Here is a 19,126-nt window from a genome sequence, read left to right as displayed (position 1 = left end):
CCCGTGCAGTTTATGATCCTCATCCTGTTTCTGGTGGCAGGCCTCTTGGTAGGAGGGGCCTGGTCCGCGTATCAGCAGGACTCGAAGTTTTTTACGGTCGTCGCCGCGCTTTTAGCCGTTATCACCGCGGCTGCGGCCATTGCCTGGATGGTTGGAGGCTTTAGTAAATGAGCGAATCTCAAGAGACCAATATTTGGAAGGTCCCGGGCTATACGCCGACGATGGTAGCCATCGCCGCCGCCTTTGGCGCTTGGTCCATCCTGCTTCCCGTGGTGCCGCTGGCCGTTATTGACTCCGGCGGTTCCGCGACCCTAGCGGGTGGATCCACTGGTATCTTCATGGCCTTTACGGTTGCCACGCAGATCATATCGCCGTGGCTGTTGCGCCGCTGGGGCTACAGGCGCGTGATGGCGCTGTCCGCCTTTACCTTGGGCGTGCCGGCCTTCGGCCACCTGTTGGGTACCGACGCCTGGATCGTCTTGCTATTTTCCGCCATGCGCGGGGTGGGCTTCGGCGCCCTCACCGTGTCCGAATCCGCGCTCATTGCAGAGCTCTCCCCGGTGCGTCTGCTGGGCAAGGCTACCGGCATGATTGGTGTATTTACAGGCTTGGGGCAGATGATCTTCTTGCCGCTCGGCCTGTTCATGGCGGATTCCTTAGGCTACGCCTCGACCTATATCACCGCCGGTCTCATCGGCTTCTTGGGCTTTGCCATGTGCCTGCGCATCCCCAAGATCAAGGTCACCTTGGCCGAGGATAACGATGAAGAAGTCAATATCATCCGCGTTCCTACCTGGAAGCTGGTGGCAGTCCCGGCCTTGGCCTTGACCACGTTCTCCATGAGCTACGGCGCCATTTCCTCGTTCTTGTCCCCCGCGATGCAGGAACTCGATGCCGCAAGGGGTGCCAGCCTCGCCGGCATCATGCTGTCAATCGTGGGTGGCGCGGCGATGATCTTCCGTTACTTCGCCGGCGTGGTGGCGGACCGCACTGGGGCCCCAGGCAGCCTGTACATTCCAAGCCAGATCATGGCGATCATCGGCGTCGGGACGATTTCGCTCACCCTATTTATGGAAAGCTCCATCTGGTGGCTGGTGCTCGGCGCGGTTCTATTCGGCGGTGCCTTTGGTATCGCGCAAAACGAGGCCTTGCTTTCCATGTTTGACCGGCTGCCCCGCGAGCGGGTCTCGGAGGCCTCGGCCATTTGGAATATTTTCTACGATAGCGGCACCGGTCTGGGCTCGACCCTGCTCGGCGCCATGGTGGCGGGCTACGGCTACGACGGCGCCTTCGGAGCTGGGGTGGCGATCCTTATCGCCGGTTTGCTGCTCACCACGGCGGACTTCATCTTGGGCCGGACTCGTATCAGCGAGACCAACGATATCCGCACTCGTTTGCGTCGAATGCGTAAGGTATAGCCCATGACAAAATCGGTGGTGTTATTGGACTACGGCGCGGGCAATATTCGCTCTGCCCAGCGTGCCCTCGAGCGCGTCGGGGCGGAGGTCACCGTCACGGCGGATCCTTATCAGGCCCTCGAGGCAGACGGGCTGCTGGTTCCCGGCGTGGGCGCGTTCGATGCCTGCATGACAGGGCTTAAGGCGGTGAATGGGCCGAGGGTCATCGGCCAGCGGCTGGCAGGAGAGCGGCCGGTCATGGGCATTTGTGTGGGTATGCAGGTGCTTTTCGATGCCGGCGTCGAGCACGGCATCCACTCCACAGGCTGCGGCGAATGGCCGGGTACGGTCGAGCGCCTGCAATCCGACGTGTTGCCGCATATGGGCTGGAATACCATCGAGATGCCAGATGGCAGCGCCATGTTTGCCGGGCTTAACGTCGATGAACGGTTTTATTTCGTGCATTCCTACGGCGTACGCCGCTGGGAATTGGAAACCGTCATTACCCGCCCGCCGCTGGTGAGCTGGTCCACGCACGCTGGCGATTCTTTCGTGGCGGCGGTGGAAAATGGCGCGCTCTGGGCCACGCAATTCCACCCCGAAAAATCCGGGGATGCGGGCGCGCAGCTATTGGAAAACTGGATGCACACGCTCTAGGTAGGATGAGACCATGACTTTTACGCTTTTGCCCGCAGTCGATGTCGCCGGCGGCAAGGCCGTGCGTTTGGATCAGGGAGAGGCCGGCACCGAAAAGGTCTACGGTGCCCCGCGGGATGCAGCCCTTGAATGGCAGCGCCAGGGGGCCCAGTGGCTGCACTTTGTTGACCTCGATGCCGCCTTTAATCGCGGTTCCAACCACGAGCAGATGGCGGGAATTACTCAAGAACTCGGCATTAATGTCGAGCTGACCGGTGGCATTCGCGATGATGTCGGGGTAGAGCGCGCGCTGGCTACCGGCGCGAATCGCATCAATATTGGCACCGCCGCCTTAGAAAACCCAGAGTGGATAGAAAAAATCCTTGGGCGCTATGGCGAAAAGGTCGCCGTGGATTTGGCGGTGCGTTTAGAAGATGGTGAATGGCGCACGAAGGGCAATGGCTGGGTATCCGACGGCGGGGATCTCTGGGAGGTACTCGAGCGCCTCGATGCCGCAGGGTGCCAGCGCTTCGTGGTTACGGACGTGTCCAAGGACGGGACGCTGTCTGGGCCCAATGTGGAATTATTGCGCGAGGTAGCAATGGCAACCGATGCCAAGGTCACCGCCTCCGGTGGCATTTCCTCCCTGGCGGATGTTAGCGAGCTGGCCCGGTATGAAAATGAGGGCATCGATTCGGCGATCATCGGCAAGGCGCTGTATGAGGGAAACTTCAGCCTGGAGGAGGCGCTAGCGGCGGTGGCAGAGGTAGAGCCGCTGCCCGCAGAGGTGCCCATCGATCCTTATGACCCCGAGGAAGGGTAATCAATGATGGATCCGCGCGAGTTGGTGGCCTTCGCGGAGGCGGCCGTTGACCAGGTTGAGCCCATCTTTCGATCCGGCATCGGGGCGCCGCCGGCCCACTTTAAAAGCCGGGGCGATTTCGCCACAGAGGTGGACTTGGCCATCGAAAAGCAGCTGCGCGATATCTTGCAGCAGATGACCGGCATCCCGGTGTACGGTGAGGAATCCGGCGGTAGCATCCAGGACACCGTGTGGGTTGTCGATCCGATCGATGGGACCGCGAATTATTCCGCGGGCAACCCCATGGCCGGCATCTTGGTGGCTTTGGTCCACGAGGGCCAGACTGTTGCGGCCATCTCAGATTTTCCCCTCTTGGGCAGGCGCTTGGTGGCCAGCGACGGCTCGCCGCTGCGTTCTGCCGGTGGGCCGTCCGGCGGTTTCGGTGGCGGGGAAGAGTCCCCAGAATTCGATGATGCCCGTGGGCACGTGGGATGTTTTTCCAACCTTCCCACTGCGGCATTCCACGAGCTGCGCGAATCCGGCTTGCGGCCGCGCATCACGGGCTCGGTGGGACTAGATAATGCCTTCGTGGCCCAGGGCGTATTTGACGGTGCCGTGAATTTCTCGCCGCACCCGTGGGATAACGCGGCGGGAGCGCTCCTTATTAAGGCCGCTGGGGGCATCATCACGGATCCGGAGGGCAATCCGTGGACCGTGCAGTCGCGGGGTATGGTCTCCGGTACGCCGCAGGTGCACGAGACAATCCTAGAAATCCTATCTCATCACTCAGATTAAACCTGTGAAGGAGTAAGCCCCGCATGGCTGTAGCCGTACGCATTATCCCGTGCCTTGATGTGGATCAAGGCCGCGTAGTCAAGGGCGTAAATTTTGCCCACCTGCGCGATGCAGGAGACCCCGTGGAATTAGCCTCGCGCTATGAGGAATTGGGCGCGGACGAACTGACATTTCTCGATGTCTCCGCGTCCAAGCACGGCCGGTCCACCATGCTCGATGTGGTACGCCGCACCGCCGATCAGGTCTTTATCCCTCTCACCGTGGGCGGGGGAGTGCGCAGCGTTGACAATGTCCGCGAGCTCCTGCGCACCGGTGCGGATAAGGTATCGGTCAATACCGCGGCGATTGGCAATCCAGACCTGCTGCGCGAATTGGCAGAGGTCTTTGGCTCGCAGTGCATCGTCTTATCCGTGGACGCGCGGCGCACCGACGCGGCGCACGCACCGTCGGGGTTTGAAGTCACGACTCACGGCGGGACGACATCGGCTGGCATCGATGCAGTGGAATGGGCCCGCACCGGCGCCGAACTGGGCGTGGGGGAGATCCTTTTAAACTCCATGGACGCCGATGGCACGAAGGCCGGATTCGACCTCGAGCTTCTGCGCGCGGTGCGCGAAACGGTGAATATTCCCGTCATCGCCTCCGGTGGGGCGGGTGCGGCAGCGGATTTTCCACCCGCCGTTGAAGCCGGTGCCGATGCCGTGCTGGCAGCCAGCATCTTCCACTTTGGGGAGGTAGAAATAGGCGAGGTCAAAAAGGCGCTGGCAGACTCCGGATACGAGGTGCGCCGGTGAACACTCCCGCAGATTATGAGCTAGACCCGCAGATAGCTGCGCTGCTCAAGCGCAATGAGCAAGGGCTCGTGCCGGCGGTTGCCCAATCCGATTCCGGCGAAGTGCTTATGCTTGCCTGGATGGATGACCACGCGCTGGCCCACACGCTGGCGACGCGCAAGGGCACTTATTTCTCGCGCTCGCGCGGCGAGTATTGGATTAAGGGCGAGACCTCCGGACATACGCAGGACGTGCTCGGTGTGCGCCTTGATTGCGATGGCGATACCATCTTGCTGACCGTGCGGCAGCGCGGCGCGGCGTGCCACACTGGAGACCGGACCTGCTTCGATGCGAGAGTTCTTTTAGGGGATGATTCCTGATGACGAGGCGACTTGGCCCGCTCCTTATTGCGGTGGGCACGGCGGTGCTGTGGTTTTCTTCCCGCAGCACCTGGGTAAAAGCGGTAAGCGAGGACGATAAATCGGGCTCGGCAACCAATGAGATCGTGGGTTCCGCGTGGTCCCTAGAGCTGATGGCATTGACGCTGGTCCTCCTCGCCGGGGTGCTCGCGGGGATTGCGCTGCGCCGAACGGGGCGCCGCATCGTGGCCATTGTGTGCGCCCTCGCCGCGGCCGGCGCCGCGTGGAGCCCCATTAGCCTGCTGACCAGCGGTGCTGACGCCCAGCGCGCGCAAAAAATATTGCAGGGCGCGTCCGCGAATGAGAACGCGGTGGATTCTGCCGCAATCTCCGAGTGGGCCACCGTCATCTCGGTGGAGGTCACCAAACTTGGCCCCATCGTGGCCATTATTGGTGCGGCCCTAGCGTTCTTTGGCGCCGTCCTCCTCGCCCAGAACCCAGGCAAGGACAAGGCCAAGGCATCGAGCAAGTACGAAACCCCCGCCGCCCGCCAAGAAAAGCTGGCGGAAGATTTGGAGACCTCATCCGATTCCGGCCGCGTGATGTGGGACGCGCTCGATAGCGATATCGACCCGACCGATGTGGGCCGCAAATAGCCCCGTTCGCGCAGCGCAATTTCCGGAAACACTTCCCATAGCGTTAATCTAAGTGTGATCTTAATCGCGCTTGGAGGGAGGTGCTCATGCCCACACCCATAGCCGTCGATCACCTGGTCGCTGGGGTGCTTGAGGATGTCGCCGCGCGCGAAGCACGCGTTTCCTTCCAAGATATCAAGGCGCGCTCGCGGGACATGGAGCCTCCCCGCGATGCCCGCGCGGCCCTCTTAAAGCCCGGTTGCTCAGTCATTACTGAGCTTAAGCGCGCCGTTCCTTATACCGGGGAAATTGCCCACGTGGGCTCGGCCGAGCAGATGGCCGAATGGGCGCGCACCTTTGAAAACTGCGGCGTGCATCTGATGGCCTGCCAAACGGATACGCGGCGCTTTAACGGTTCGCTTGAGGATATGGCGGCCGCGCGCGCTGCTATCGATATCCCGATGATGGCGCGCGACCTCATCGTGGATCCGTACCAGATTCATGAGGCTCGCTGTTTTGGTGCCGATGCGATCCCGCTGCAGGTCGAGCTTTTAGAACAAGCCCGATTGGAAGCCCTCTTGGATCGGGCGGAATCGTTAGGGATGACCGCCATCGTGGAGGTGCGAACCTGCGGGGAGGTCAACCGCGCCATTAAGGCCGGCAGCAGTGTCATCGCGATCAATGCGTGGTCGCTTGCCTCCGATGAGATCAACCGGGAAGCCTTTAACGATATTGCCCCGGGGCTGCCGGAATCGCTCCTGCGCATTGCCGTGGGCGGGGTAAATAACGCCCGCAACCTCTTCCACTATGCCTCTCGCGGGGCGGATGCGGTATTGGTCGGCGAATCCGTCATGGCGGCCCAGGATCCCACCGCCTTGGCACGCTCTCTGGTGGCCGCGGGCCAGCACCCAGCGTGCCCGTCGCGTAAAAGTTCCTAGGAAAAGTGACCCCAAACTAGCTCACGGGCACGCTGATAAGGCACACTATCTACGTGCATACTCAGAATCTTGCAAATATCCCCTCCCCGCCGCAGGGCGTGGTGTGGCATCTTGGCTCCATTCCAATCCATGCGTATGCGCTGTGCATCATCGCCGGCATCCTCGTGGGCATGTGGATGACGCTGCGGCGATACACGGCTCGGGGCGGCAATCCCGATACCGTGTGGGATGCGACCATCGTCGTCATCCCTGCCGGCATCGTGGGCGGGCGGCTCTATCACGTCATTACGGATAACCAGAAATACTTCTGTGATACCTGCAACCCAGTCGACGCCCTCAAGGTCACCAATGGCGGCCTTGGCATCTGGGGTGCGGTCGCTTTAAGCGCCGTAGCGCTCTGGGTAATGTTCCGGATCAAAAAGATCCCCCTGGCACCGTTTGCGGACGCGGTAGCGCCTGGCCTCATCCTTGCCCAGGGCATCGGCCGGTTGGGCAACTGGTTCAATCAGGAGCTCTACGGCCGGCCGACCGACGTTCCGTGGGCGCTGGATATCTACTACCGCGTCGATGAGGCGGGGGAGTACGCCCCAGTATCCGGGCATTCTACCGGCGAGGTCATCGCTTCGGTGCACCCGACGTTTTTGTATGAGCTCATCTGGAACGTGCTTGTGTGCCTGTTCCTTCTGTGGGCGCACAAGGCATGGAAGCTGGGGCGCGGACGGGTATTCGCCCTCTACGTCGTGGGCTACACTCTGGGCCGCTTCTTTATCGAAGGCATGCGCTCTGATGAGGCCACCGAAATCTTTGGTGTCCGCGTGAACCTCATCGTCTCGGCGGTTGTCTTTATCGCAGGTCTCATCGTCTTTTTCTTACTGGACAGGCAGCGCAAGGGCCCCGAAACGCCAGAGGAAGTTGACCCGCGGTACTACCGCGAGCAGGCGGAAAACGGCGGCGAGGGCGACGAGAAACGCGTGGCAGCCACGCATGCTAACGGCACCTCGGGCACTGCTACCGGCCGGAAATGACCGGTTATGTGTGATCGTGTCCGATTGCCGTAGTTAAGGCGCCAAAAAATTGTGGCCTGTCGGCGCGCGAGGGAGTAGGTTGGGGGTTGTTCAATTTCCCCGATGGAATAGGCCAATAATGCTGGATAGAAGAACCAAAATTGTCTGTACTCTCGGCCCCGCGGTAGCTAGCGGGGACGGAATTTTGCGCCTTGTAGAAGACGGCATGAACGTCGCGCGCCTCAACATGTCGCACGGCGAGCATGCGGACCACGAAGCCAATTACAAGTGGGTCCGCGAAGCCACCGAAAAGACCGGCCGGAACGTAGGTATCTTGGCCGATCTTCAGGGCCCCAAGATCCGCCTTGGCCGGTTTAAGAACGGCGAAGAGCAGTGGGATAACGGCGAGATCGTCCGCATCACCGTGGACGATGTCGAAGGCACCCACGACCGCGTATCCACCACCTACAAGGGCTTGGCACAAGACGCGAAGCCTGGCGATCGCTTGCTTATCGATGACGGCAAGGTCGCCGTCGTCTGCAAGGAAGTAGACGGCAATGACGTGGTGTGTGAGGTCACCGAGGGTGGTCCCGTATCCAATAACAAGGGCGTCTCCCTGCCCGGCATGAGCATTTCTGTGCCGGCCCTGTCTGAGAAGGATATCGAGGACCTGCGCTTTGCCCTGCAGCTCGGCGTGGACTACATCGCGCTGTCCTTCGTGCGTTCGCCTGCCGATGTCGACAAGGTCCACGAGATCATGGACGAGGAAGGCCGCCGCGTGCCGGTCATCGCCAAGCTGGAAAAGCCCGAGGCTGTCGATGCCCTCGAGTCCATCATCTTGGCCTTCGATGCCGTGATGATTGCCCGCGGTGACTTGGGCGTTGAGGTTCCGCTGGAAGAGGTGCCACTCTTCCAGAAGCGCGCTATCCAGATTTCCCGGGAGAACGCCAAGCCGGTCATCGTGGCCACCCAGATGCTGGATTCCATGATCGAGAACTCCCGCCCCACCCGCGCGGAGGCTTCCGACGTGGCCAACGCCGTGCTCGACGGCGCCGATGCGGTGATGCTCTCTGGCGAGACCTCCGTGGGCGCGGATCCGCACAACGTGGTGCGGACCATGTCGCGCATCGTCAAGCGCTCCGAGACTGATGGCCAGGTCCCGCCGCTGGCGCACGTTCCGCGCACCAAGCGCGGCGTGATGTCCTATTCCGCCCGCGATATTGCAGAGCGCCTGAACGCGAAGGCTATCGTTGCCTTCACCTCCTCCGGTGATACCGCAAAGCGCGTCGCCCGCCTGCACTCTGACCTGCCGCTTTTGGTATTTACCCCGGACCAGGACGTGCGCGCCCAGCTGGCGCTTACCTGGGGTGCAGAGACCTTCTTGAGCCCCGACGTCAAGTCCACGGATGAGATGATGGAGGCCATCGATAAGTACCTGCTGGACTTGGACGAGTACGACGAGAATGACTTGGTCGTTGTCGTTGCAGGTACCCCTCCGGGAATCTCCGGCAATACCAACATGATTCAGTGCCACATTTTGGGAGAGACCATCAAGGACTAGCGCACTGAAAAGCCGCCGCGCCCCACACTCCATTGAGAGAGTGGACGCGGCGGATTTTTTATGGTGAGTTAAGCGCCCAGGTACGCCAGCACCGCCGCATGGGCGGCTTGGGTGGAGGCCTTGACCGTCGGCTCATAATCCGGCAGGAAGTTGGCCTGGTGGTTGACCGGGGGATCGGCTAGCTCAGATTCCGGGGTGCACCCTACGTGCCAAAAGACGTACGGCACGCCCCAGGCCTGCGGCAGGTAGCAAAAGTCTTCCGAAGCGGTCGAGGGGGAGGCGGTAACGGATGCTTCACCGAAGGTGGCCGTAAAGGCCTCGTCGATGGGCGAATACGCGGCGGCGTCGTTATCGGTGACCTCGCCGTGCGCGTAGTACTCGAAGGTGGGCTCCTTCTCGCAGCCGGAGGCCACGCATTCTGCCTTCACCATGCGTTCTAGGGAGGAGTAGACCTTCTCCGCCAGGGCTGGATCATAAAAGCGGGTATTGAGCACGAGCTCAGCGGAATCAGGGATGATGTTGTTTTTATCGCCGGAGTGCAGCTCGCCTACGGAGATGACGAAGAACTCGTGCGGGGCCACCTCGCGGCCCACGATGGCCTGGAGCCGGGTGACGATCATCGCCGCGGTATATGTCGGGTCGATGGAGTTATGCGGCATAGAGGCATGGGCGGATTTACCAAAGATGCGGATGCGCAGGGAATCGCAGCCGGCCATAATGGGGCCGGCGGTGTGGCGGACGGTGCCGGCGCGGCCGGGCATGATGTGTTGGCCTAAGCAAATATCGGGGCGTGGCACGCGCTCGGTGAGGTTATCGGCGATCATGTATTTCGCGCCCATGGATGATTCCTCCGCGGGCTGGAACAGGGCGAGGAAGGTGCCGGACCAGGTATCGCGGGAGGCATCGAGAAGCGCACAGGCACCGAGTAGAGCCGTGGTGTGCATGTCGTGCCCGCAGGCGTGCATGTAGTCATTGGTCGAGGAATAGGCCACGCCGGTGGCCTCCTTGACCGGCAGGGCATCGAAATCGGCGCGCATGAGGGCGGTGGGGCCATCGCCGTTGCGGAAAATGGCCACCATATCGTGCCCGCCGATGTTTTCTTCTACCTCGCACTCAAACTCCGCCAATTTGGCGCGGATGCGCGCCGCGGTGCGTTCCTCCTCGTGGGAAAGCTCGGGGTGGCGGTGCAGATCTTCGTAAAAATCGCGCTGCCACGCCAGGTCAGTGTCCGCAGAGTTGACCAGGGAAGCGATGTGTGTGGAATAAGACATAGTTTTCATCCCTTTGGTTAGGGTAGGGTCAGCTATATGCCGACTATTCAATTCGATGTATTGGTTCCAGATGAGCAAGCGGACCGCGTGGAGGAAATTTTCACCACTGCCACCGATAAGCTGGTGGCGGGCGGATCGCTTACCTCCGCCGAGGTTACTCGCCCGGCAGATCCCCAGTTCCCTGAGGGCTTGGAGGAGCAGCTGCAGCAAAATTACCGTGATGAACACGAAGAGCGCGACTTAGAAGGCGCGCACGCCCACCGCTATAACATCGCGGTGGAGGGAGCAACCGGCTCCGTGAACCAGCTGGCCATGGTGCTGTCGCGCTTGCTGACGCCGCACGCCGTATTGCCCAAAGATCACGTGCTGCTGGAGGATGAGTTGGCGCATGAGCGCCCTGCCATCTTTCCGTGGACGGTCGAGATTCGCCGTTAGCCCAGCTGCTTGACGATGCCCCGGGCAGCCCTAGCCAGCTGCTCCGGCATCCCACCTTTTTGATCTAGCTCCGCAGTGAAGTGCTCGGTGTCCTGGTTGATGGCCCCGGCAACGATGCCGACGGGGGTAGAGGACTCCGCCGCCAGGTCCGCGACGGTGCCGACGACCTTGCCGGTTAAGGATTGCTCGTCAAACGCGCCTTCGCCGGTGATGACGAGGTCCGCCTGAGAAATGGCCTCGGCGAGGCCGAGGGCCTTGGCCACATGTGCCCCGCCAGAGACGACGCGGGCGTGTTCATCGGTGCCCCACAGGGTGCGCGAAAGCCAGGTAAGGCCGATGGGGATGCCGCCTGCGGCACCGGTAAATTCCGTTTCCGGATCCGTGCCGGTGACCTTGCACAATTGGAGTAGTGCCCCGGCAAGCAGGGCTATTTGTTCGCCCTCTGCGCCTTTTTGTGGCCCGTACATGGTGGCAGCTTGCATGGCCTTAGCCCGGGTATCGGCCAGGAGTGTGAAATCAACCATGCCCGCTTTGATATTTAATTGCGCGGTATCGATGGAATCGAGCTGCACCAGCGGGGCACCGCCCTTGGGCAGGGCATAGCCGCGTGCATCGTGGGCGGCAGCGCCGAGGGCAGCAAGGATTCCCATGCCACCGTCGATGCTGGCCGTGCCACCGAGGCCGAGCACGATGGAGGTGGCGCCGCGGGATTGGGCATCGGCAAGCAGCACGCCCGTGCCATAAGAATCCGCGTGAAGGGGATCGAGTGCGTCGCGGACCGCGGGCAGCCCGGTGGCGGCGGCGACGTCGATGAAGGCCGTGTGCCCAGCGAGGAAATACTGCGCCTCGGTCAAGCGCCCCACCGCATCAGTTGTGGGAAGGGTAATGGTCTGGGTTTCTTGCCCGCCTGCCGCGGCGGCCTGGGCCAACACCTGGGCGGTGCCTTCGCCGCCATCGGCCATGGGCAAGGTGGTGACGGTGGCGTTGGGGTAGTGCTGGCGGATTCCGTTGGCGATTCCGGCTGCGGCTTCCGTGGCGGAAGCGGTACCTTTAAAAGAGTCAGGCGCGACAACAATATGCATGCCCGCGATTATAAAGCCCACGACCCGTTCGGCGGCTTTTTGCTAGAAATCCGAACGTTCTACAGAAAATATTTACCTTTATCGCCGCAGGTAAAAGCCGGTAAGCGGGGGAGTGAGAAATAATTGTACTTGCATTATCGGTAGATTGATAGGAAACTGGTTTCTGCTAGTCAAACTCCACGAGAATGGGATTTATACACTATGTCTGTTGATAGCCAGATTTCTGAGTACTACGACAAGCTACTCAAGCGCAACGCCGGTGAACCGGAATTCCACCAGGCGGTGTCTGAGGTGCTGGATTCGCTCAAGATCGTCCTGGATAAGGACCCACACTACGCAGACTACGGTCTGGTTGAGCGCCTGTGTGAGCCGGAGCGCCAGCTCATCTTCCGCGTCCCATGGGTTGATGACAACGGCGAGGTGCAGGTCAACCGCGGTTTCCGTGTGCAGTTCAACTCCGCGCTCGGCCCGTACAAGGGTGGCCTGCGTTTCCACCCCTCGGTAAACCTGGGCATTATTAAGTTCTTGGGCTTCGAGCAGATTTTTAAAAACTCCCTGACCGGCCTGCCCATCGGTGGCGGCAAGGGTGGCTCCGACTTTGACCCGAAGGGCAAGTCCGAGCAGGAAGTTATGCGCTTCTGCCAGTCCTTTATGACCGAGCTGCACCGCCACATCGGCGAGTACCGCGACGTTCCTGCCGGCGATATCGGCGTCGGCGGCCGCGAAATCGGCTTCCTCTTCGGCCAATTCCGCCGCCTGACCACCCAGCACGAGTCCGGCGTCCTGACCGGTAAGGGCCTGACCTGGGGCGGTTCCTTGGTACGTACCGAGGCCACCGGTTTCGGTGCCGTCTACATCACCGAAGAAATGATGAAGACCCACGGCGAGTCCTTCGACGGCGCCAAGGTCATCGTGTCCGGCTCCGGTAACGTGGCCATCTACGCCGCTGCAAAGGCACAGGAACTCGGCGCTACCGTCGTCGCAATGTCTGACTCCTCCGGCTACATCACCACCCCGAATGGTGTGGACGTTGACCTGCTTCGCGATGTCAAGGAAGTCCGCCGCGAGCGCATCTCCTCCTACGCCAAGGAAGCTGGCAACGGCGTGGAGTTCCACGAGGGTGGCAATATCTGGGATGTCCAGGCTGATGTTGCACTGCCGTGTGCAACCCAGAACGAGCTCGACGGCGAGTCCGCCAAGAAGCTCGTCGAGGGCGGCGTGCGCTACGTTGCAGAGGGCGCTAACATGCCGTCTACCCCGGATGCGGTACACGTATTCCAAGACTCCAAGATCAACTTCGCGCCCGGCAAGGCTGCTAACGCCGGTGGCGTGGCAACCTCCGCACTGGAGATGCAGCAGAACGCATCCCGCGACTCCTGGTCCTTTGAATACACCGATGACCGCCTGCGCGGCATCATGAGCAACATCTTCAAGAACATCGACAACACGGCCAAGGAATACGACCGTGAAGGCGACTACGTGGCTGGCTCCAATATCGCCGGCTTCAAGAAGGTGGCTGACGCCATGCTGGCACAGGGCGTTATCTAAACTCCCATAACCAACGGCTCCCCATTTCTCCGCACCCGCGGGGAGGTGGGGAGCTTCTGCATTGTTGCGAGGGCACGGCGGCCGCATGCACCTGTGCCGCGGGTATGTGGAGGGAAAATAGGTTAATCGCACATGGGATGCGAATCGCACTCGGAGAGCTTTAGCCCTCGTTGCACCGGCCTGAGGATCCAAGGCGCGCCCTCCACACAATGCGGGGTACTGCGTTGTAGAATTCCCAGCATGTACCGTGTCTTTGAATCCCTTGATGAATTAGTTCAGCATTTGGAGCAGGCTTCTGGCTTTCCCATGACCTCTAATTGCTTGGTCCCCCGCCATGAGATGCTGGCGCTTCTCGATGACCTGCGCAATGCGCTGCCTGTAGAAATCGACGATGCGCAGGACGTTTTAGACAAGCAAGACGAGATTATCCGCGGCGCCGAAGAGCGTGCGGATAACACAATTAATGAGGCGTCTGCGCAGGCCACCGATATGGTCAACCAGGCGCGCCAAGAGGCCGATACCACGGTCGCGCAGGCAGAAGAACATGCCCAGCGGCTGATGGCAGATGCCGAGGCGCGCGCCCAGTCCACTGTTGAGCAAGCCCGCGCAGATGCAGACCGCACCATTGCTCAGGCCAACGAGGAATACGAGCGCTCGGTGGCCGAGGGCCGCCAGGAACAAGAGCGTTTGGTTTCCGAATCTGAAGTTGTTCGCCGCGCCAACGAAGAAGCCAACCGGATCGTGGAGACCGCATACACCGAATCCAACCGGCTGCGCACGGAGTGCGATGACTTTGTAGATAGCAAGCTCAGCGAATTTGAAAGCTCCCTCAGCGGCCTCTTGCGCACCGTAAACTCCGATCGTTCCGCCCTGCGCGGTGGGGCCGGCGTGCGCTCTCGCGGCGGCGACTACCTGCCGTCCACCAACGCTGGTTCCTCTCGCGGTGGTGCTAGCGCCCCGCGCTATGGCGACGATGACGGTTACGAGCGCCGTTATACCGAGCGCTAAACGCTTAAACTACAAGGCACGACGCTTAAAAAGTCCTGCTGCACGGGGTACATCGCGAAAATCGCGGCACCGTGTAGCAGGACTTATTGTGCCTGTGGGAGTCTAGACCGAGCTGCGCGAGTTGGAGTAGCGCGGGGTGGGGGACGATGAGGGGGCATCGGCAAGCGAGGCATCAACAGCATGTGTAGTGGGGTGAGGGTGCTGGCTCTGGACCGCCACGAAGGCCACGATTCCCGCGCTGACCAGGCCGGGGAAGAGGAAGGTGACCAAGGCCGTGGTGAAGTAGGAGGTGAGCGAGGTCATCGAGCCGCTCATAAAGTCTTGGGGGAAGAACATCGCGCTGAGGCTAATGACCGCGCCTGCGGTAAGGAACATGGTGCCGACGCTAAGCAGCGCGCAGGCAAGGGCTTCGCGCGAAAGCCACGTGATGGCGGCGGCGCTGGCGGAAAATACTAGGGCACCGGTAAGCACCGTGAGGTCGAGTCCGGAAGGGATGACCAAAATCGCGCCGGCAATGAGTCCCGCGCACATGCTGAGGATGAGGGCGGAGGAAAGGCGCAGGCCCCTGTCGCCGTAGATGCCGGAGTGGTCGGCCTTGGGCAGGCGATGGAGGACTGTCCCAGAGATGACCAAGAAGGTGGCGGGAAGGCAGCACAACACTCCGAATCTAGGAGCGATAGCGCTCAAATCTCCTGAGGCCGCGGCCAAGTGGTAAGTCATGCCTTTAGGCTAAGGCGGCTGCGGCCTGCAGGAAAGGGAAAACCGGCAAGCCATAGCGCTTTATGCCCAAACCTTCAGTTTCTTGCCAGAAAAAGCGGCCGTGCCAGCAACTACGCGGAGCTTGCGAGGCAGGGTAGACTACCAACTGTTATGACATCTCCATTGAAGTTCGATGTGGGCGAATTATTAAACGCCCAAGGCGCTGACGCAATGCCAGAACAACGCACCCAGACGGGGCCTGCACCGGAAAGGATTGGCGTGGAAATGATCGCCATCCCTAAGGGCGAAGATCTCACCGTTGCCGCGACCCTGACCCCGCTGGGGTCAGGCGTTCTGGTTGATGCGGATATCTCGGGCGTTCTCACGGGCGAGTGTGCGCGCTGCTTAAAAGAGCTCCACCCACAGCTGGATTTGCACGTGACTCAGGTCTTTGCCGCCGATGAATCTTTTGTCAGCGGCGATGACGCCGATTCTGATGATGCCGGTTCGGGCGATGAAATCCCAGAAATCGAAGACGACGAGCTGGATCTGCTCCAGGCGGTCATCGATGAAGCCGGACTGAACCTCCCGTTCGCCCCCGTCTGTGAAGACGGCTGCGATATTCAGACCCCAGAGGGTGTGACCACCGGAATTTCCGGGGAAGAAGAGGAAGAGGAGAAGGTAGACCCGCGCTGGGCCGGTCTGGAGAAGTTCCTATGAGCCGCAAGAAGAAGCTAACCGGGCACGAGGCATGGGAGGCCGCCTTTGCGGCGGTGGACCACAGCCCGCTCTTGGAATCGCTCGGCGTTGCCCTGGAACCGGAGAACCTGCGCTTGGCGCTTACGCACCGCTCTTTTGCCAATGAAAACGGGCACCTGCCTAATAATGAGCGCCTCGAGTTCTTGGGCGATGCCGTCTTGGGGCTCTCGGTGGCCGCGAAGCTATACGTGACGTATCCATCGCGCCCGGAATCCGATATCTCTAAGATGCGCGCCTCCATCGTCTCGCGCTATGGGCTGTCCGATATCGCGCGTGAGATTAACCTGGGCCCGCATATCTTATTGGGCAAGGGCGAACAGTCCACCGGTGGCCGCGATAAGGATTCCATCCTTGCGGATACCACCGAGGCGATTTTCGGCGCCATTTACCGCGAGCACGGCTTTGAAACCGCCCGCGATGTCATCCTGCGCCTCTTCGCGGAAAAGATTGATAATGCCTCTGTCAGCGGGCGCCACTTGGACTGGAAGACTACCTTGCAAGAGCTGTGCGCTGAGCTAAAGGCACCGATGCCGGTCTATTCGGCTACCGCCACCGGCCCAGAACACGACCAAACCTTCAGCGCAGTTGCCACCGTCGCTGGGCTGACCGTGGGAAATGGGCAGGGCCACAATAAGAAATTAGCGGAGCAGCAGGCCGCGCAAGAAGCATGCCAAACCCTGCGCGAAACCCCGTTGCTGGTGCAAGGGACCGCTCATAAAGAAGGCTAAATAATGCCAGAACTGCCCGAAGTGGAATCGGTGCGCCGCGGGGTGGAAACCTACGTCGTGGGTAAAGAAATTACATCGGTAGACATTGCGCACCCGCGGGCGAACCGCGGCCAAGATGAGCCACTGGCGGGCCTTGTCGTGGGCAAGGAAATCGCCGCGGTGGCCCGCCGCGGCAAATTCATGTGGCTGGAATTCGTGGGGGAGGACCCGATGGATAGCCACCGCGACGTGCTTTTTATTCACTTGGGCATGTCGGGGCAGCTGCGCATCGGCCACACTGATTCGCCGCACCGCCGCATCACGGTAGTACTTAGCGATGCCACCGAGCTGCACTTCGTGGATCAGCGCACCTTTGGGTACTGGCTGTATGCGCCGTGGTCCAAGATCTCGCATATCGGTTTGGACCCTCTGGAACCCGATTTTGATATCGCCAGCGCCGCGCGCCGCCTGCGGCAGAAGAAAACCGCGGCAAAAACGGCACTGTTGGATCAAACGCTGGTATCTGGCATTGGCAATATCTACGCAGATGAAGCGCTGTGGGCAGCACGCATTTCACCGCGCAAGAAGGCTTCGGCGCTGCGGCAGAAAGATGCCGTGGCGCTATTGAGCGCGGCGCAGACCGTGATGTCTGCCGCCCTCAAAGCGGGGGGAACGAGCTTTGATTCTTTGTACGTCAACGTCAACGGTGAATCCGGCTATTTTGCGCGCTCGCTTGCGGCCTATGGCCGTGCTGGCCAGCCATGTTCCCGCTGCGGCACGCTCATTGCGCGCTCCGTTATCGGAGGCCGCTCGAGCCATTATTGCCCCCACTGCCAATAGGGCTTTACCTGTGAGGTTCACGTTGTGCACCTTCAGGCAGTAAATTAATCCGCATGGAATTTCTCGAAAATGTCGTCACGACATTTAACGATGGCGTGTGGACATACATCCTGCCCTGGCTGCTCATTGGAGCGGGCCTTCTATTCGGTGCGCGCACCGCAGTGGTGCAGATCCGCAAGGTACCCGATATGCTCCGCGCCGTGGTCGAGCGCCCCAAAACCGACGATGAGGATGAGGGCGCAGGAAGCGGGGGAATCTCCGCATTTAAGGCATTTACCATCTCTGCTGCCTCGCGCGTGGGCACCGGCAACGTGGCCGGCGTCGCGGTGGCCATTTCGCTGGGCGGTCCTGGTGCCGTCTTCTGGATGTGGATCATCGCCCTCCTCGGCGGCGCTACCGCCTTTGTGGAATCCACCTTGGCGCAGCTGTGGAAGGTCCGCAATGGCGATACGTACCGCGGCGGGCCGGCCTACTACATGAAGCGCGGGCTGGGCTGGGGCCCGCTCGGCGTTCTTTTCTCTATCGCCATCGTCTTTACCTTCGGCTTGGTCTATAACTCCTTCCAGACCAACGCCATCGCTGAGGCCGTGGCCTTTTCCTTCGGCCGCGAAGACGATGCCACCTTTGGCTCCATCATTGGCATCATCATCGCGATTGCCGCGGGCCTCATCATTTTTGGCGGCGTAAAGCGCATTGCCAATATCACCCAGGTGGTCGTTCCTTTTATGGCCCTGGCGTACCTGCTCATCGGCGGCTTCGTGGTCATTACCAACTTTGACAAGGTCCCGGGCATGCTGGGCGATATCATCGGCCACGCGCTCGGATTTAAGGAAATCGCCGGCGCGAGCATCGGCGCCGCGATGATGAAGGGCATCCAGCGCGGCCTGTTTTCCAATGAGGCCGGCGAGGGTTCTGCCCCTAACGCGGCGGCTACCGCCACCGTCTCCCACCCGGTCAAGCAGGGCCTGGTGCAGACCTTGGGCGTGTACTTCGACACCATCGTGGTCTGTACCATTACCGCCTTCCTGATCCTGCTCGGCCCGGAAGTTGCCTACGGCGAAGAGGCCGAGGGCGTTTCCCTTACCCAGGCGGCCTTGTCCGCCGAGGTTGGCCACTGGGGTATTCACTTCGTCAGCTTCATCTTGTTCTTCCTGGCCTTTTCTTCCATCTTGGGCAATTACTACTTGGCAGAAGCCAACCTGGAATACCTCACCACCAATAAAACGGTGCTGAATATCTTCCGCCTCGTGGTGCTGTTCTTCGTCTGGTTCGGTGCCGTCGGCTCCTTGCCATTGGTCTTCGCCCTGGCGGATACCGGTGCAGCGACGATGGTGATTCTGAATATCATCGCCATTGTTCCGCTATCCGGCGTGGCCATTCAATTGTTAAAGAACTTCAACGAGCAGCGCAGTAAGGGCATCGATCCGGTCTTCCACCGCGATATGCTTCCCGATGTCCCCGGTGTGGAGTGCTGGGACGGTTCTGACCCCGTGACTCGCCGCAGCGATGCGGACCGCAAAATCTTGCGCGATCGCGGCGAAGCCGATCGCTACTAATAAGGAAGGTGCAGTGGCATGGAAAGAATGACGGCTTTTGTGCACGGTACCGTGCAGGGTGTGGGCTTTCGCTGGTGGACGCGGTCGCGCGCACTGGAATTAGGCCTTTCTGGGCATGCGACCAACCTGGCAGACGGCCGCGTGCAGGTTGTTGCTGAGGGCCCGCGCAAAGACTGCGAGAAGCTCTTGGAACTATTGCAGGAGCAACCGAGCACTACCCGCCGCCCCGGAAGCGTCGATCTCGTGGTCGAGCAGTGGGCGGACGCAAAGGGCGAAAGCGGCTTTGTTGAGCGCTAATAGCCAACCCAATGCTTGCTGCAG

The 19,126-nt window shown here is 60.8% G+C and carries 22 protein-coding genes; 19 read left to right on the top strand and 3 right to left on the bottom strand.

Features of this window, described 5'->3' with window-relative positions; translation table 11 throughout:
• Positions 1 to 3: 3 nt before the first annotated feature.
• The 11 genes from EL217_RS11240 to pyk all read left to right on the top strand — a co-directional run bounded on the left by EL217_RS11240 (position 4) and on the right by pyk (position 8,900).
• Entirely contained in the window at positions 4 to 171 is a 168-nt protein-coding gene (locus tag EL217_RS11240) for a hypothetical protein (RefSeq protein WP_172596685.1), read from the top strand.
• Positions 168 to 1,418, top strand: a complete 1,251-nt coding sequence (locus EL217_RS07540; RefSeq protein WP_005278542.1) for an MFS transporter — start codon at positions 168 to 170, stop codon at positions 1,416 to 1,418. Before EL217_RS11240 ends, EL217_RS07540 begins: the two co-directional genes overlap by 4 nt.
• A gap of 3 nt (positions 1,419 to 1,421) precedes the next feature.
• Complete coding sequence (gene hisH / locus EL217_RS07535) at positions 1,422 to 2,054, top strand: imidazole glycerol phosphate synthase subunit HisH (RefSeq protein WP_126319351.1); 633 nt, start codon at positions 1,422 to 1,424, stop codon at positions 2,052 to 2,054.
• Positions 2,055 to 2,067: 13 nt separating this feature from the next.
• Complete coding sequence (gene priA / locus EL217_RS07530; protein WP_126319349.1) at positions 2,068 to 2,856, top strand: bifunctional 1-(5-phosphoribosyl)-5-((5-phosphoribosylamino)methylideneamino)imidazole-4-carboxamide isomerase/phosphoribosylanthranilate isomerase PriA; 789 nt, start codon at positions 2,068 to 2,070, stop codon at positions 2,854 to 2,856.
• A 3-nt stretch (positions 2,857 to 2,859) separates the two neighbouring features.
• Positions 2,860 to 3,630 carry an inositol monophosphatase family protein gene (locus EL217_RS07525; RefSeq protein ID WP_126319347.1) on the top strand — a complete coding sequence of 257 codons (771 nt, stop codon included), beginning with the start codon at positions 2,860 to 2,862 and terminating at the stop codon, positions 3,628 to 3,630.
• A gap of 23 nt (positions 3,631 to 3,653) precedes the next feature.
• Positions 3,654 to 4,424 (top strand): imidazole glycerol phosphate synthase subunit HisF, encoded by a 771-nt coding sequence (hisF, locus tag EL217_RS07520; RefSeq protein WP_126319345.1) that lies wholly within the window; start codon positions 3,654 to 3,656, stop codon positions 4,422 to 4,424.
• Positions 4,421 to 4,783 carry a phosphoribosyl-AMP cyclohydrolase gene (gene hisI / locus EL217_RS07515; RefSeq protein WP_005278556.1) on the top strand — a complete coding sequence of 121 codons (363 nt, stop codon included), beginning with the start codon at positions 4,421 to 4,423 and terminating at the stop codon, positions 4,781 to 4,783. Before hisF ends, hisI begins: the two co-directional genes overlap by 4 nt.
• On the top strand, positions 4,783 to 5,418 hold the full coding sequence (locus EL217_RS07510; protein WP_005283730.1) for a TIGR02234 family membrane protein: 636 nt from the start codon (positions 4,783 to 4,785) through the stop codon (positions 5,416 to 5,418). Before hisI ends, EL217_RS07510 begins: the two co-directional genes overlap by 1 nt.
• A gap of 86 nt (positions 5,419 to 5,504) precedes the next feature.
• Entirely contained in the window at positions 5,505 to 6,335 is an 831-nt protein-coding gene (locus EL217_RS07505) for an indole-3-glycerol phosphate synthase TrpC (RefSeq protein ID WP_005278561.1), read from the top strand.
• Between the two features lie 53 nt (positions 6,336 to 6,388).
• A complete protein-coding gene (gene lgt, locus EL217_RS07500) occupies positions 6,389 to 7,360 on the top strand; it encodes a prolipoprotein diacylglyceryl transferase (protein ID WP_126319343.1) in 972 nt (323 codons plus the stop codon).
• 121 nt (positions 7,361 to 7,481) lie between these two features.
• Positions 7,482 to 8,900, top strand: coding sequence for a pyruvate kinase (gene pyk / locus EL217_RS07495; RefSeq protein WP_175279200.1), 1,419 nt, complete (start codon positions 7,482 to 7,484; stop codon positions 8,898 to 8,900).
• Between the two features lie 68 nt (positions 8,901 to 8,968).
• Here the strand turns inward: pyk and EL217_RS07490 are convergent, their stop codons facing one another.
• Positions 8,969 to 10,171 (bottom strand): amidohydrolase, encoded by a 1,203-nt coding sequence (locus tag EL217_RS07490; protein WP_172596721.1) that lies wholly within the window; start codon positions 10,169 to 10,171, stop codon positions 8,969 to 8,971.
• Positions 10,172 to 10,207: 36 nt separating this feature from the next.
• Between EL217_RS07490 and EL217_RS07485 the strand changes: the two genes are divergently transcribed.
• On the top strand, positions 10,208 to 10,606 hold the full coding sequence (locus EL217_RS07485) for a hypothetical protein (protein WP_023030532.1): 399 nt from the start codon (positions 10,208 to 10,210) through the stop codon (positions 10,604 to 10,606).
• Here the strand turns inward: EL217_RS07485 and EL217_RS07480 are convergent.
• Positions 10,603 to 11,688 (bottom strand): glycerate kinase, encoded by a 1,086-nt coding sequence (locus tag EL217_RS07480; protein WP_034658267.1) that lies wholly within the window; start codon positions 11,686 to 11,688, stop codon positions 10,603 to 10,605. The two genes, EL217_RS07485 and EL217_RS07480, sit on opposite strands and share 4 nt — an antisense overlap.
• Before the next feature lie 201 nt (positions 11,689 to 11,889).
• Between EL217_RS07480 and gdhA the strand changes: the two genes are divergently transcribed.
• Together gdhA and EL217_RS07470 are read left to right on the top strand one after the other, a co-directional pair.
• Positions 11,890 to 13,236: an NADP-specific glutamate dehydrogenase gene (gdhA, locus tag EL217_RS07475; RefSeq protein ID WP_126319339.1), complete on the top strand. Its 1,347-nt coding sequence runs from the start codon at positions 11,890 to 11,892 to the stop codon at positions 13,234 to 13,236.
• Between the two features lie 240 nt (positions 13,237 to 13,476).
• Positions 13,477 to 14,244 (top strand): DivIVA domain-containing protein, encoded by a 768-nt coding sequence (locus EL217_RS07470; RefSeq protein WP_126319337.1) that lies wholly within the window; start codon positions 13,477 to 13,479, stop codon positions 14,242 to 14,244.
• A gap of 102 nt (positions 14,245 to 14,346) precedes the next feature.
• Here the strand turns inward: EL217_RS07470 and EL217_RS07465 are convergent, their stop codons facing one another.
• Positions 14,347 to 14,964, bottom strand: a complete 618-nt coding sequence (locus tag EL217_RS07465; protein WP_126319335.1) for a hypothetical protein — start codon at positions 14,962 to 14,964, stop codon at positions 14,347 to 14,349.
• Positions 14,965 to 15,114: 150 nt separating this feature from the next.
• On the opposite strand from EL217_RS07465, the gene EL217_RS07460 reads away from it, so the two are divergent.
• The 5 genes from EL217_RS07460 to EL217_RS07440 are packed head-to-tail and all read left to right on the top strand — an operon-like array spanning position 15,115 to position 19,102.
• Positions 15,115 to 15,663, top strand: coding sequence for a YceD family protein (locus EL217_RS07460; RefSeq protein WP_126319333.1), 549 nt, complete (start codon positions 15,115 to 15,117; stop codon positions 15,661 to 15,663).
• Positions 15,660 to 16,430, top strand: a complete 771-nt coding sequence (gene rnc, locus EL217_RS07455; protein WP_005278587.1) for a ribonuclease III — start codon at positions 15,660 to 15,662, stop codon at positions 16,428 to 16,430. Before EL217_RS07460 ends, rnc begins: the two co-directional genes overlap by 4 nt.
• Before the next feature lie 3 nt (positions 16,431 to 16,433).
• The gene (gene mutM, locus EL217_RS07450; protein WP_126319331.1) at positions 16,434 to 17,249 is read left to right on the top strand and encodes a bifunctional DNA-formamidopyrimidine glycosylase/DNA-(apurinic or apyrimidinic site) lyase; all 816 of its coding nucleotides are present in this window, start codon (positions 16,434 to 16,436) and stop codon (positions 17,247 to 17,249) included.
• Between the two features lie 53 nt (positions 17,250 to 17,302).
• The gene (locus tag EL217_RS07445; protein ID WP_126319329.1) at positions 17,303 to 18,805 is read left to right on the top strand and encodes an alanine/glycine:cation symporter family protein; all 1,503 of its coding nucleotides are present in this window, start codon (positions 17,303 to 17,305) and stop codon (positions 18,803 to 18,805) included.
• An 18-nt stretch (positions 18,806 to 18,823) separates the two neighbouring features.
• Positions 18,824 to 19,102 (top strand): acylphosphatase, encoded by a 279-nt coding sequence (locus EL217_RS07440; RefSeq protein WP_005278595.1) that lies wholly within the window; start codon positions 18,824 to 18,826, stop codon positions 19,100 to 19,102.
• The last annotated feature ends 24 nt before the right edge of the window (positions 19,103 to 19,126 follow it).

The sequence above is a fragment of the Corynebacterium segmentosum genome (genome assembly GCF_900637825.1).
GTDB classification, from domain to species: Bacteria; Actinomycetota; Actinomycetes; order Mycobacteriales; family Mycobacteriaceae; genus Corynebacterium; species Corynebacterium accolens.
Note: the sequence above shows the minus strand (reverse complement) of the source record. Positions and strands in the feature narration are given on the sequence as shown.

What these genes read in the sequence shown, in the direction of transcription:
- EL217_RS07540 (WP_005278542.1), top strand. Translation starts at nt 168, where the DNA reads ATGAGCGAATCTCAAGAGACCAATATTTGGAAGGTCCCGGGCTATACG.
- hisH (WP_126319351.1), top strand. Translation starts at nt 1,422, where the DNA reads ATGACAAAATCGGTGGTGTTATTGGACTACGGCGCGGGCAATATTCGC.
- priA (WP_126319349.1), top strand. Translation starts at nt 2,068, where the DNA reads ATGACTTTTACGCTTTTGCCCGCAGTCGATGTCGCCGGCGGCAAGGCC.
- EL217_RS07525 (WP_126319347.1), top strand. Translation starts at nt 2,860, where the DNA reads ATGATGGATCCGCGCGAGTTGGTGGCCTTCGCGGAGGCGGCCGTTGAC.
- hisF (WP_126319345.1), top strand. Translation starts at nt 3,654, where the DNA reads ATGGCTGTAGCCGTACGCATTATCCCGTGCCTTGATGTGGATCAAGGC.
- EL217_RS07510 (WP_005283730.1), top strand. Translation starts at nt 4,783, where the DNA reads ATGACGAGGCGACTTGGCCCGCTCCTTATTGCGGTGGGCACGGCGGTG.
- EL217_RS07505 (WP_005278561.1), top strand. Translation starts at nt 5,505, where the DNA reads ATGCCCACACCCATAGCCGTCGATCACCTGGTCGCTGGGGTGCTTGAG.
- EL217_RS07490 (WP_172596721.1), bottom strand. Translation starts at nt 10,171, where the DNA reads ATGTCTTATTCCACACACATCGCTTCCCTGGTCAACTCTGCGGACACT.
- EL217_RS07485 (WP_023030532.1), top strand. Translation starts at nt 10,208, where the DNA reads ATGCCGACTATTCAATTCGATGTATTGGTTCCAGATGAGCAAGCGGAC.
- EL217_RS07480 (WP_034658267.1), bottom strand. Translation starts at nt 11,688, where the DNA reads ATGCATATTGTTGTCGCGCCTGACTCTTTTAAAGGTACCGCTTCCGCC.
- gdhA (WP_126319339.1), top strand. Translation starts at nt 11,890, where the DNA reads ATGTCTGTTGATAGCCAGATTTCTGAGTACTACGACAAGCTACTCAAG.
- EL217_RS07470 (WP_126319337.1), top strand. Translation starts at nt 13,477, where the DNA reads ATGTACCGTGTCTTTGAATCCCTTGATGAATTAGTTCAGCATTTGGAG.
- EL217_RS07465 (WP_126319335.1), bottom strand. Translation starts at nt 14,964, where the DNA reads ATGACTTACCACTTGGCCGCGGCCTCAGGAGATTTGAGCGCTATCGCT.
- EL217_RS07460 (WP_126319333.1), top strand. Translation starts at nt 15,115, where the DNA reads ATGACATCTCCATTGAAGTTCGATGTGGGCGAATTATTAAACGCCCAA.
- rnc (WP_005278587.1), top strand. Translation starts at nt 15,660, where the DNA reads ATGAGCCGCAAGAAGAAGCTAACCGGGCACGAGGCATGGGAGGCCGCC.
- mutM (WP_126319331.1), top strand. Translation starts at nt 16,434, where the DNA reads ATGCCAGAACTGCCCGAAGTGGAATCGGTGCGCCGCGGGGTGGAAACC.
- EL217_RS07445 (WP_126319329.1), top strand. Translation starts at nt 17,303, where the DNA reads ATGGAATTTCTCGAAAATGTCGTCACGACATTTAACGATGGCGTGTGG.
- EL217_RS07440 (WP_005278595.1), top strand. Translation starts at nt 18,824, where the DNA reads ATGGAAAGAATGACGGCTTTTGTGCACGGTACCGTGCAGGGTGTGGGC.